General features: G+C 65.5%; 12 protein-coding genes. 5 read left to right on the forward strand and 7 right to left on the reverse strand.

Annotation, left to right across the window (positions count from 1 at the left end; all coding sequences use genetic code 11):
• Window positions 1-2: 2 nt before the first annotated feature.
• From AC1DSF_RS14805 to AC1DSF_RS14830, 6 genes are all read right to left on the reverse strand, one after another.
• A complete protein-coding gene (locus AC1DSF_RS14805; RefSeq protein WP_478183024.1) occupies window positions 3-821 on the reverse strand; it encodes a phosphonate ABC transporter ATP-binding protein in 819 nt (272 codons plus the stop codon).
• A gap of 13 nt (window positions 822-834) precedes the next feature.
• The gene (locus tag AC1DSF_RS14810) at window positions 835-1,698 is read right to left on the reverse strand and encodes a putative selenate ABC transporter substrate-binding protein (RefSeq protein WP_478126934.1); all 864 of its coding nucleotides are present in this window, start codon (window positions 1,696-1,698) and stop codon (window positions 835-837) included.
• Window positions 1,699-1,775: 77 nt separating this feature from the next.
• On the reverse strand, window positions 1,776-3,104 hold the full coding sequence (locus AC1DSF_RS14815; RefSeq protein WP_478145673.1) for an ABC transporter ATP-binding protein: 1,329 nt from the start codon (window positions 3,102-3,104) through the stop codon (window positions 1,776-1,778).
• Window positions 3,105-3,141: 37 nt separating this feature from the next.
• Entirely contained in the window at window positions 3,142-4,869 is a 1,728-nt protein-coding gene (locus AC1DSF_RS14820; RefSeq protein ID WP_478183083.1) for an ABC transporter permease, read from the reverse strand.
• A gap of 126 nt (window positions 4,870-4,995) precedes the next feature.
• Window positions 4,996-5,589: a carboxymuconolactone decarboxylase family protein gene (locus tag AC1DSF_RS14825; RefSeq protein WP_478126936.1), complete on the reverse strand. Its 594-nt coding sequence runs from the start codon at window positions 5,587-5,589 to the stop codon at window positions 4,996-4,998.
• 14 nt (window positions 5,590-5,603) lie between these two features.
• Complete coding sequence (locus AC1DSF_RS14830; RefSeq protein ID WP_478126937.1) at window positions 5,604-6,809, reverse strand: YbfB/YjiJ family MFS transporter; 1,206 nt, start codon at window positions 6,807-6,809, stop codon at window positions 5,604-5,606.
• 66 nt (window positions 6,810-6,875) lie between these two features.
• Here AC1DSF_RS14830 and AC1DSF_RS14835 point away from each other — a divergent pair, with 66 nt between their 5' ends.
• Window positions 6,876-7,739: a LysR family transcriptional regulator gene (locus AC1DSF_RS14835; RefSeq protein ID WP_478126938.1), complete on the forward strand. Its 864-nt coding sequence runs from the start codon at window positions 6,876-6,878 to the stop codon at window positions 7,737-7,739.
• 24 nt (window positions 7,740-7,763) lie between these two features.
• Here AC1DSF_RS14835 and AC1DSF_RS14840 read toward each other — a convergent pair whose 3' ends face one another.
• Window positions 7,764-9,452: a long-chain fatty acid--CoA ligase gene (locus AC1DSF_RS14840; protein ID WP_478126939.1), complete on the reverse strand. Its 1,689-nt coding sequence runs from the start codon at window positions 9,450-9,452 to the stop codon at window positions 7,764-7,766.
• A 179-nt stretch (window positions 9,453-9,631) separates the two neighbouring features.
• Between AC1DSF_RS14840 and AC1DSF_RS14845 the strand changes: the two genes are divergently transcribed.
• The 4 genes from AC1DSF_RS14845 (at window position 9,632) to AC1DSF_RS14860 (ending at window position 12,117) form a co-directional block, all read left to right on the forward strand.
• A complete protein-coding gene (locus AC1DSF_RS14845) occupies window positions 9,632-10,072 on the forward strand; it encodes an OsmC family protein (protein WP_478126940.1) in 441 nt (146 codons plus the stop codon).
• 258 nt (window positions 10,073-10,330) lie between these two features.
• On the forward strand, window positions 10,331-10,585 hold the full coding sequence (locus tag AC1DSF_RS14850) for a hypothetical protein (RefSeq protein WP_478126941.1): 255 nt from the start codon (window positions 10,331-10,333) through the stop codon (window positions 10,583-10,585).
• Between the two features lie 68 nt (window positions 10,586-10,653).
• Complete coding sequence (locus tag AC1DSF_RS14855) at window positions 10,654-11,445, forward strand: transporter substrate-binding domain-containing protein (protein ID WP_478145676.1); 792 nt, start codon at window positions 10,654-10,656, stop codon at window positions 11,443-11,445.
• A gap of 9 nt (window positions 11,446-11,454) precedes the next feature.
• Window positions 11,455-12,117: an amino acid ABC transporter permease gene (locus tag AC1DSF_RS14860; protein ID WP_478126943.1), complete on the forward strand. Its 663-nt coding sequence runs from the start codon at window positions 11,455-11,457 to the stop codon at window positions 12,115-12,117.
• The last annotated feature ends 3 nt before the right edge of the window (window positions 12,118-12,120 follow it).

Genomic DNA, 12,120 nt, shown 5'->3' on the forward strand with positions numbered 1-12,120 from the left:
GCTCAGCGGCACATGATCGCCGGGGCCCGCGCGTCCGCGTCCGTCAGCGGCTGCTCGCGGCCGTGCGTCGGCAGCACGCCGCCTTCGGGCGAATACAGGTCCTGCAGCATGGCGCGCGTGACCTCGGGCGCAGGCGCGTCGAACAGCACTTCGCCATCGCGCAAGCCGACGATGCGGCCAAACCACTTCAGTGCGAGGTCGACGGCGTGCAGTGACGCCACCACCGCTGCGCCGGTCGCCTCGCTCTGGGCGATGAGTTCGCGAATGGCTGCATCTGCCAGCGCGGGATCGAGCGCCGACACCGGCTCGTCGGCCAGGATGAGCTCCGGCGCCTGATAGAGCACGCGCGCAATGCCGACGCGCTGCAATTGACCGCCCGACAAGCGATCGCATCGCTCGAACACACGCTCGCCGAGGTCGAGACGCGCCAGCACGTTCTGCGCACCGGCTGCGTCAGCGGGGCGCACCAGCGAAGCGATGGCCTTCCAGCCGGACCACACACCCAGTCGCCCTGCCAACACCGCACTGACCACACGCAGGCGCGGTGGGATGGGTGGTGTCTGGTGAATCAAGCCGATGCGCGCTCGCAGGGCCTTCAATGCCGAGGCGGACGACGCCCATGGCGCCTGGCCCAGCACTTCGAGGTGGCCTTCGCTCGGGCGCACCGAGGTTCCCGCGACGCGCAGCAGGCTGGTCTTGCCCGCGCCCGAAGGACCGATCACGGCGACGCACTCGCCGCGCCCGATGGCCAGCGTTGCGCGCTTCAGCGCACGGTGGCCATTGGGGTGCACCAGGCCGATGTCGCGCAAATCCAGCGTCAAGGCCGACCCCGCCCTACTTGATGAGGCCGGCTGACTTGCCCGCCGCCTCGATGCCGTCGTAGTTCGATGCCTGCGTCGGAATGAACTTGCTCGCGCGCTGCAGCGCAAGAATGTCCTTGTGTGCCGGATTCGCCGCATCGAGCGCCAGGAAGGCGTCGGCCAGCTTTTGGGTGACGGCCGGATCGAGCCCGGGGCGCACGGTCCAGTTGTAGTCGTAGAACGTCGGCGTGGTCGCCAGCACGCGCACCTTGCCGGCGTTGGGATTCTTTTCCTCGACCAGCTTGTCCCACACGGAAGCATTGAGCACGCCGGCCTGCGCGCGGCCCGCGGCAACGAAAGCGACCGTCGCATCGTGTGCGCCTGAATAGGCGACGCTCTTGAAGTCCTTCTCGGGGTTGAGGCCCGCCTGCATCAGGAAATAGCGAGGCATCAGGCTGCCCGATGTGGACGACGGTGCGCCGAATGCAAAGGTTTCGCCCTTGAGATCGGCCAGGGTCTTCGCCTTGCTGTCCGTCGGAACGATGAACTTGCTCGTGAAGACCTTGTCCTCGGCGCGCTGCACGATCGGCTGCGCTCCGCCGCCGGTGCGCAGCTTGGCCTGCACGAAGGTGAAACCGCCGAGCCAGGCCAAGTCGATCTTGTTGGTGGCAAGGCCTTCGACGACCGCGGCGTAGTCGGTCACGGGAGTGAACTGCACCGTCATGCCGGTGGCCTTCTGCAGGTAGTCGCCCAGCGGCTTGAACTTGCGTTGCAGTTCGGTCGGCGCCTCATCGGGGATCGCCGACACGCGCAGCACCGGGGTTTGCGCATGCGCAGCCAGGCCGAGGCCGGTGGCCATCAGGGCGGCCAGCGCGCCTTGCAGGAAAAGTCGCTTCATGAGGAGAACAGTCGGTAGATGAAAGAAGGCGGCTGCGGGGGCCGCGGGGCCCCGCATTATCGAGCCGCCCCTACGCCCTAGCCGCCGCTGTTCGCGGCTTCGGCCGCTTCGTCTTCGCCTGCAGGCAGATGGATGAGGCCGGTTCGCAAGTCGTACTCGAACACTTCGCCATAGCGGCCCCATTCGATCGCGGTGCGCAGGACGCGCTCGGCGGTGGACTCGTTCAGGCTTTCCTTCAGCAGTTCAAGGAATGGCTCCTGCGGCAGCTCGCCCGAAGGCGCCTGCTCCAGACTGTGGCGGATATGTGCTGCGAGCGGGACGTGCGCCAACAATTGTTGGCCCAGCAACTGCTGTCGAAGCGTGTGCGTGCCGGCGACGTAGCGGCGGCCCAGTTCGGTCAGATGCAGATCGCCATCCGCGAGCTGCGCAAAGCCGAAGAGCGCCAGCGCCTGCGCCAGCGGCAGCAGGTCGTGGTCGGTGAGCTCGGCTTCTTCCGCGAGTTGCGGAAGATCAGCCCGGCCATCCCGTCCATCCTCGACGAGCATTTCGAGCAACGCTTCCATCCGGCCGACATCGGCGTCCGGCAAGCGTTCGCCCAAGTGCAGGCGCGCGGGCTCCTCGGCCGCACGGCCGGCCACCGGCGCCCCCGCGGTCATGAGCGCGTAGGCCTCGTCGATGAGCGCCCTCACCTCCAGGCTGTCGACATCGCGCGGACGCGGAAGATGGATCGGGAGTTCGGCGCGCACGCGGCCCGGATCTGCCGCGAAGATCAGCACGCGATCGGCCATCAGCACGGCTTCCTCGATGTTGTGCGAGACGATGAGCATGGCCTTGGTCGGCATCTCGCCGCCGCCCCAGAGCTGAAGGATGTCGTCGCGCAGGCGCTCGCCGGTCAGCACATCCAGCGCGGAGAAGGCTTCGTCCATCAGCAGCACCTCGGGTTCGACGACCAGCGCGCGCGCGATGCCGACGCGTTGCCTCATGCCGCCCGACAGCTCGCGCGGCAGCGCTCCCTCAAAACCCGCCAGGCCGATCAGCTCGATCGCATCGCTTGCGCGGCGCGCGCGCTCCACCGGCTCGACACCGCGCGCCTCCAGCCCCAACTCGACGTTCTGCTGCACCGTGAGCCACGGAAACAGCGCGAAGGACTGAAACACCATCGCGATGCCGCGCGCAGGGCCATACAAAGGCTGCCCACGGTAGTTCACGCTCCCGGCATCCACACCGATCAACCCGGCCATGATGCGCAGCAGCGTCGACTTGCCCGAGCCCGACTGTCCGAGCAAGGCAACGATTTCGCCTTCGGCTAATCGGAAATCGACGCCTTCCAGCACCGAACGCGCCGCGCCGTCCGCCAGCTTGAAGGACTTGCCGACGCCCCTGAGTTCAACGATGGCTTCTGCCATGGGGATTCCTCACACGATCATTCGCAGTCATTGGAGATCAGAAATGCATCCGGTTCTCGGCCAGCTCATAGAGCCGCCGCCAGACGAAGTGGTTCATGCCCATCACGAACACGCACATCACGCCGATTCCCAGCGCAATGCGCGGAAAGTCGCCGATGGCCGTCATGTGGGCGATGTAGCTGCCCAAGCCGACGGCCTGCAGCGTGGTGTCGCCCCAGGTCACGTATTCGGCCACGATACTGGCGTTCCATGAGCCGCCGCTGGCCGTGATGGCGCCGGTGACGAAGCTCGGGAACACTGCCGGCAGCAGGTAGCGCCGCCACTTGAGCCATCCGGTGAGGCCGAAATTCTCGGCGGCGTAGCGCAGTTCGGTCGGGATGGTCGAAGCACCCGCGATCACGTTGAAGAGCAGATACCACTGTGTGCCGAGCACCATCAGCGGCGCCAGCCAGATGTTCGGATTGAGCTGCCAGCGCACGATGAACAGCACCGCGACCGGGAACATCAGGTTTGCCGGAAAGGCCGCCATGAACTGCGCGACGCCCTGCAGCCGCCCCGCCCAGCGGGGATTCATGCCGATCCACACGCCAATGGGCACCCACACCACTGCCGCCAGAGCGATCAGCACCAGCACGCGCAGCATCGTGTAGAAGCCCAGCAGGAAGACGTGGCCGACTTCGGACCAGCCGACCTCGGTATGGATGAACCGCATGAGCCAGCCGATGGCAAGCAGCACGGCCGCCGCGATCGTCGCGTCCCACACGCGCGCAACGGCCGGGTTCGCCATGCGCGGCCGCGCCTTGATGGACGTGCCGTCGTGATCGCGCCGAAACAGCACCAGCGAGCGTTCGAGCACCTTCGCCGCGCCGACCACCATCTGCTTGAGCCGATCCGTGCGGCGCACCCACGTGAGCAGCCACGAGCGCGGTGCATCTTCCGAACTGCCTTCTTCGAAACGGAACTTGTCGGCCCACGCGATCAAGGGCCGAAAGAAGAGCTGGTCGTACAGCGTGATGCCGATCAGCATGCCGCCGATGGCCCAGCCGATCGCGCCGATGTCGCGTGCCTCGATGGCCATCGCAATGTAGGAGCCAACGCCCGGCAGCTTGATGTTCTGGTTCGACACCGAGATCGCCTCCGAAGCGACCACGAAGAACCAGCCGCCGGACATCGACATCATCATGTTCCAGAGCAGTCCGGGCATCGCGAAAGGCAGTTCGAGCCGCCAGAAGCGGTGCCACGCGGAAAGCTGGAAAACCGCCGACGCTTCTCGAAGCTCCGCAGGCACCGTGCGAAGCGACTGGTACAGGCTGAACGCCATGTTCCAGGCTTGCGAAGTGAAGATCGCAAATATCGCCGCACATTCCACGCCCAGCAGATTGCCCGGAAACAAGGCGATGAAGCCGGTGACCGTGATCGACAGAAAGCCCAGGATCGGGATCGACTGCAGGATGTCCAAAACCGGCACGAGGATCTTTTCGGCCACCCGATAGCGGTTGGCCAGCACTGCGAAGACGCAGGCAAACACCAGCGATGCGCCCAGCGCGAGAAACATCCGCAGCGTCGTGCGCAGCAGGTAATACGGCAGCATCCACGGATCGAGGCTGATTGGCAGCGGCTGCCCCAGTTCATAGGGGCGCGCCATCTGCGAGGCGCCGAAGGCCAGCGCGAAGAGCGTGGCAAGCACCAGGGGCAGGAGTGCCCAGTCCCAGCGGTTGCCGCCGGAGGCGACGGCCTGGCGCGGGAAGAAACGTTTGTCGAGCATGAGCGATAGGAAGGGTCGGTTCACGGACCCTGTCCGCGCGCGACGCGATTGTGCCTGCCGACTTCGACACCAACCTGACCACGCGCCATGCCCGGCCGACGCGGCGACCAGTGCTTTCGCAGCGCCCTAAAGCGGGTACGCCTCCAGCGGCGGCTGGCCGTCGGCCGGCTTGGCCGGCGTGTGCGCAACGTTCATGACCCAGCAGACCATGACGAAGTAGCCGACCAGCGCACTGAGCTCGACCACCGTGCGCTGCCCGAATCGCGACTCGGCCGCCGCATACGTGGGCTGGCTTGCGCCGTTGTTCTGCAGCAGTTCGAGCGTGAAGTCGAGCGCGATCTGTTCGTCTTCGGCCAGCGGGGTCGCGCGGCGGCCGAGACGCAAGGCTTCGATGGCCTCGGCGCTGACGCCGGCCTTGACCGCCAAGGTGCTGTGCAGCAGCCATTCGAACTGATTGCCCACGTGGCGCGCGACCGCGCAGGTCACCAGCTCGCGCAAGCGAGCATCGATCGCGCTGTCGAAGCGCAGGTATTCGCCGAGCGTGCCGATGCGCTCCATCAGCGTCGGGCTCTGCAGCAGCGGGATGAACGGACCGAACACGCCCTTGCGCGGACCGTCGATCAAAGATTTCGCGGCGGCGAGCTGCGCGTCCGTCATGGACTCCGCGGCTGGCATGGGCAAACGCTCGGCCCAGGGCTGTGTATGGCCTTGTTCAATCATGTGAGGGATTCCTGTCAACCAATATGTGAAACGGTACGAGAAGGCTTGCGCGCCAGCCACACGGCACTGCCCAGAAGTGCCACGGCGCCGACCGCCAACGCAATGAAAAGCCCGCCGAAGCCTTCGGCCTTGCCGCTCAGAACGGAAGACAGCACCGGCCCGGCCATTTGCCCGATCGCGAAAGCGGCCGTCATGCGCCCGAGCATCCGCGTCGGGTCTCCGGCACTGCTTGCCTTTGCTTCCTGCATGCCTGCCATCGTCGCCACCATGAATGTGCCACCCACCAGCAGCGCCGCCGCAAGCACCGTGAGCGCCGACAGATGCAGCACCGGCAAGACGCAGCCGAGCGCCATCAGCACATGGCTGCCGGCCAGCACGCGCCGCCTGGGCACACCGCCCAGCACTGCGCCGGCAAACACGGTCGAGAGCGCCGCCGCCGCGCCGAACACGGGCCAGGCTGCGCCGAAAACGGAAGGATCGTCGACCACCGCGCGCGCGAGCACCGGCAGAAAGGTGGCCGGCAGGATGTAGCCGAATCCGAGAAGGCCGTAGCTCACCACCAGCCCCCACGGCACGACGGCCGGCGTCGATGGCGCCGCGGCTGCAGAGCCGCCCGAAGCCGCCCCCTGCCCTGGCGCCTCGCGAGGCATCAACACCGCGACCATAAGCAGCCCGACGAGCGCCAGCACACCCAGCTGAATCCACAGGCTCTCGGCCAGGACGCCCGCCATTCCCGCCCGCCAGCAATACAGCCCGGCAAGTGCGATGCCCACGCCGACGCCCGCGTAAAGAACACCCGCGCCAGCCGGCCGCTCGAGCCGCGCCAGCCAGCCGAGGCACCAGACGCTGGTGCTCACGAGCGCCCACGCGCTGGCCACGCCCGCAACGAAGCGCAGCAAAAGCCAGACTGCGACGGATCCGCTCCAGCCCATCGCCGCCGTCGACAGCACGATCGCGGCAAGCGACAAAAGCCCTATGCGTTGCGGCGTGAGCGGCAGCCGCGCCGTCGTGAGCGCGCCCAGCAAGTAGCCCGCGTAGTTGGCCGCCGCAAGCCAGCCGCCGGCGCCCACGTCGACACTGCCCGCCCGGATCATCAGCGGCAGCATCGGCGTGAAGGCGAAGCGGCCGATGCCCATGGCGATCGCCAAGGCCAGCATGCCGGCAGCGCACACCGCGACAAGGGAAGGCGGTCTGGAAGCGGCGATGGAGGGGTTCGACATGGGTCGTCATTAGACGCAGAATGTGCCGCATCCACAAATGAATTATTCAGAACAATCATTCTTGCCATGAGAACGATCGACCTCGACTCGTTGGAGATTTTTCGCACCGTCGTGGCCGAAGGCGGCGTGATCCGCGCAGCGGACAAGCTCAATCGCGTGCAGTCGAACGTCACGACCCGCATCCAGCAACTCGAGGAGCGGCTCGGTCACAAGCTCTTTCATCGGCAGGGTCGCACGCTTGCGCTGGCGCCGGCCGGGCACAAGCTGCTGCCGTATGCCGATCGCCTGTTGCGCCTGGCCGATGAGGCGGAGAGCGAATTGCGCAGCGATCTCCCGCTCGGCACCTTCAGGCTGGGCTCGCTCGAGAGCACCGCCGGCAGTCGGCTGGCGCCGGTGCTGTCGCGCTTTCACAGGCTTTATCCGGGGGTGGTCGTCGAGCTCGTCACCGGCACCACCGGCGCCTTGCTGAAGCGGGTGAAGGCCTTCGACATCGAGGCCGCCTTCGTGTCCGAGCCCTTCGCCGATGCGGGGCTCGAAACCCTGCCCGTGTTCGATGAAGAACTGGTGCTCGTCACGGCGCGCAGCGTGAGCTCGGTGACGCGCCCGGGCGACCTTGCCAATGCGACGCTGATCGCATTCGCGCAGGGCTGTTCATACCGCCGCCTGCTCGAACAATGGCTCGGCAAGGGCGGCGTTTCGCCATCGCGCTCACTGGAGTTTTCTTCCTACCAGGCCATGATTGCCTGCGTGGCTGCGGGCACGGGCTTCGCGATTGTTCCCGTGTCCGTGCTCAAAGCGCTGCGCGCCACGGCCGATGTGCGCCAGCATGCGCTGCCCGAACGCATGCGCGCGAATCGAACGCACCTGGTGTGGCATGGCACGCCGTCGGTCGCCTTGGCTCGGCTGATCGAGATGCTGGCGAAGTCCTAGCCTGCTTCGACCAGGGCGTGTCCACTATTTGCCCTCCGCCTCCTGCAGCAGCCGCCACATCACCTTGCCGCTGCCGCTCTTGGGCAATGCATCGACGAACTGCACGCTGCGCGGGATCTTGTAGACCGCCATGTTCTCTCGGCACCAGTCGATGATCTGTTGCTCGGTCGTGTCCTTGTGCGTCGGGCGCAGCACGACGACTGCCTTGACCGATTCACCGCGATAGGCGTCCTTGGTCGCGATCACGCAGGCTTCCTGGATCGCCGGGTGGCGGAACATCAGCAGTTCGACTTCGGCAGGCCAGACCTTGAAGCCGCTCGCGTTGATCATCCGCTTGAGGCGATCGGTCATGAAGAAATAGCCGTCCTCGTCCATCCGGCCCATGTCGCCGGAGCGGAAGAACCGCTTGCCCTCGAATTCGACGAAGGCCGCAGCCGTGGCGTCCGGCCGCTTCCAATAGCCCTGGAACACCTCGGGCCCATGGATGATGATCTCGCCCGATTCGCCGATCGGCATTTCCTGCAGCGTGTCGGGATCGACCACGCGTGCATCGGTGCTCATGTAGGGAATGCCCAGGCATTGCTGCTTCGGGTTCTCGAACGGATTCGCGTGCGAAGGCGCGGCGGTCTCGGTGAGGCCGTAGCCTTCCTGGTACTTCAGGCCGAACTGCTCCAGCAGTCGTTGCGCGACGGCCTGCGGCATTGCCGCGCCGCCACCGCCGATGTAGACCAGGCTGCTCAGGTCGTAGTTGGCGAAGTTCGGGCTGGCCATGAGGTCGATGACCATGGTCGGGATGTTGGTCCAGCTGGTGACCTTGCGGCGCGAGATCAGCCGGCCAGCCACGTCACGATCCCAGCGCGGCATGATGACCAGCGTGCCGCCGCAGAGGATGGTCGTGTGCATCATGCTCACCACGCCGGTGATGTGGAACATCGGCACCACGGCGAGCACCATGGCCTCCATCGAACCCAGGCCCCAGAGCTGGCCCGCACACGCGTTGTGCATCAGGCTCGAATGGTTGTGGATGCAGCCCTTGGGCAGGCCCGTCGTTCCGCTCGTGTAGGGCAGCAGGGCCATGTCGTTGGCGCCGACCACGTGCTCCGGGGCGGGATGGCCGGCGTTCATCGCATCGGTCCATGCCATCACGTCGCCGTCTTCCAGCATGGGCAGCGGGTGGCGGGTCAGCAGCCAGTCGCGCCAGGCCGGCGCGGGCGCCTCGTCGCCGGTCACCTCGGCATCGAAAACATCGGTGAACTGCGTGACGATCATGTGCGCCAGACGGTCCTTGGCTTCGAGCGCATTGCTTGCCTTGGCCAGTTCGGGCGCGAGATCGCCGGTGGTGATAGCGACTTTCGCGTCCGGATCGGTGATGTAGTGCTTCAGCTCCTCGGCGCGGTTCATCGGATTGACCGGCACCACGACGGCGTTCGCCCGCAGGATCGCGAAATGGGCGATCACGAGTTGCGGGCAGTTCTGCATGTCGAGGACGACGCGGTCGCCGCGCTTCACGCCCAGCGCGTGCAAGGTGCCGGCCAGGCGCTCGGCCTGGGCCGCGAATTCGCGGTAGGTGATCTCGCTGCCGAAAAAGACGAGCGCAGGCTTGTCCGGATAGCGCTCGGCGTTGGTCTTGAGGTTGTGCCAGAGCGAGGTGGCAGGGACGGTGATCGAACGAGGCAGGCGCTGCGGCCAGAACTTGTAATGCGGGCGGTCCATACAGTCTCCAAACAGCCCGTGAGCCTACGCCGCGAGGCGGCTCGCCTGCATCGGGGAAGCCCCGAAGGCGTCACATGGGCGACTCCCATTGCTGACAGACTCAACGGCCGATATGTCGTACAACGGCGGGTCGTCCAACGTCGTTTCAACCCCTTCAACCCCACCGCCAAGGAGTTCACATGCCAGCAGACAAGCACGCAAGCGTTCATTGGGAAGGCGCCGGCAAGACCGGCAAGGGCCAGATCAGCACCGAAACGGGCGCGCTGAAGGCGTATCCCTATGGATTCGCCAGCCGCTTCGAGGATGACAAGCGCGGCACCAATCCCGAGGAAATACTGGGCGCCGCCCATGCAGGTTGCCTGACGATGGCCTTCGCGTTTGCGCTGGAGGGCGCCGGATTCACCGCGAGTTCGATCGACACGAAGGCCGCGGTGCGCCTCGCCAAGGATGGCCCGGGGTTCAAGATCGATCGCATCCAGCTCGAACTCGAAGCCAGCGTTCCGGGTCTCGACGAAGCCAAGTTCCAGGAACTTGCCGCTGGGGCGAAGGCAGGTTGCCCGCTGTCGAAGGCGCTTGCGAGCGTTCCGGAGATCACGCTCAAAGCGACGCTCAAGGGCTGAGCCCATCGCTATACTTTCCCGCGTCAGGTCGAAAAAGGGCGTGATCGGGTTTAGCAGCCCGAACAAGAAGAGATCAGAAGCCGCGTTGAACCAAGAGTTCTGCGGCTTCGTCGTTCGTGCCTCATTTTTTGGCGGCTCGAGTGGGGAGCCGCGAGGCTCGCCGGTTTTCTCTGATTGTCCGGTCTGCTAACCCGTTCGAGCCGCCGCCCCCGTTTAGCAGCGGGTGCGGTAGGTGTAACCACAGTCAGAGAGGTATCAATGGCACACCCTACTTGCGCGCCCGCGCGCCACCCCGATCCCGCCCTCACCGTTCAAATCACCGGTGAGATCAATGCACTGTGGGAAGCCCGCTGCGCCAACACATGCTTGCGCAGACTGGCGGCACTCGCACAGAAGTATCGCGACGACGAGCATTTCGTCACCTTGACCGAAGTGCGCGCTCTGGCCGCAGTGGTCAACACCGAATTCAAGCGTCGCCTCCGATCACTTCAAGCGAGCATCGCTACCAGATGAACTGATCCGGCACAGCTCTTGCGTACGGTCGGCGGATGAATTCCACCGACCTCTCCAGGAGCCATTCCATGAAGTATTCAAAGCGCCAGTTCGCGTCGATCCTCGCCGCGGCGGCGCTCTTCGGCGTCGGTGCGGCGCATGCTCAAAGCGCGCTCGACCACATCATGAAGGCCAAGACCATCAAGATCGCAGTGCCGACGGACTACCCGCCCTACGGCTCTGTCGACAAGAACATGACGCCGCAGGGGCTGGACGTCGAGGTGGCGCAGCTCATCGCCAGCAAGCTCGGCGTCAAGGTCGAACTGGTGCCGGTGACGAGTGCCAATCGCATCCCCTATCTGCAGACTCGCAAGGCCGACCTGGTGATCTCCACGCTCGGTAAGAACGCCGAGCGTGAGAAGGTGATCGACTTTTCCGCCGCATACGCGCCGTTCTTTCAAGCGGTCTATGCCGCCAAAAGCTTGAACATCAAGAGCTTTGCCGACATGGGCGGCAAGAGCGTGGCGGTCACGCGCGGCGCGATGGAGGACCAGGAGCTCGCCAAGGTCGCGCCTTCGAACGTCGACTACAAGCGCTTCGAGGACAACAACGCCACCATCGCGGCTTTCGTCGCAGGCCAGACGCAGACCATCGCCACGAGCGCGGCCGTCGCGGGCGACATGATGCAGAAGAACCCACAGCTCGCTGCCGAATACAAGCTGCTGCTGAAGGACAGCCCCTGTTTCATCGGCATCGCCAAGGGCGAGGACGCACTGAAGGCCAAGGTGAACGAAATCGTGGCAAATGCGAAGAAGGACGGAACGCTCGACGCCATGGCGAAGAGGTGGCTGGGCCGCCCTGCCGGCGACCTGCCAGTCTGACGCAGCCCAATGGGCATCGATTTCGACTTCGGCGCCGTCCTCGGCCAATGGCCCCTGTTGCTCAGGGGCGTGCTGTGGACACTGGGACTGACCGCCGTTGCCACCGTGATCGGGATGGTGGTCGGCGTCGCCTGCGCATGGGCGAGGGCCAGCGGGCCGACATGGTTGCGCTGGGTCGTGGGCAGCTATGTCGAGCTCATCCGCAATACGCCCTTTATCGTGCAGCTCTTCTTCATCTTCTTCGGGCTTCCGGCCGCGGGTTTCAAGCTGTCTCCGGAAGTGGCATCGATCATCGCGATGGTGATGAACCTCGGCGCTTATGCGACCGAGATCATCCGCGCGGGCATTGAAGCGACGCCGCGCGGCCAGATCGAAGCGGCGGTGAGTCTCGCGCTCGACAAGGTGCAGGTTTTCACCCGCGTCGTGCTGCCGCCGGCGATGAAAAAGGTGTGGCCCGCGATGGTGAGCCAGATCATCATCGTCATGCTGGGGTCCGCCGTGTGCAGCCAGATATCGACGGAGGAACTGAGCTACGCGGCCAACCTCATCCAGAGCCGCAACTTCCGGGCTTTCGAGGCCTTCATCGTCGCGACCGTGATTTATCTGGCGCTGTCGCTCGGCGCTCGCCGGCTGCTCAACTGGGCAGGTCCCAAGTACTTCTTCGGACGATGAAGT

Source organism: Variovorax sp. 01N429 (genome assembly GCF_056399425.1).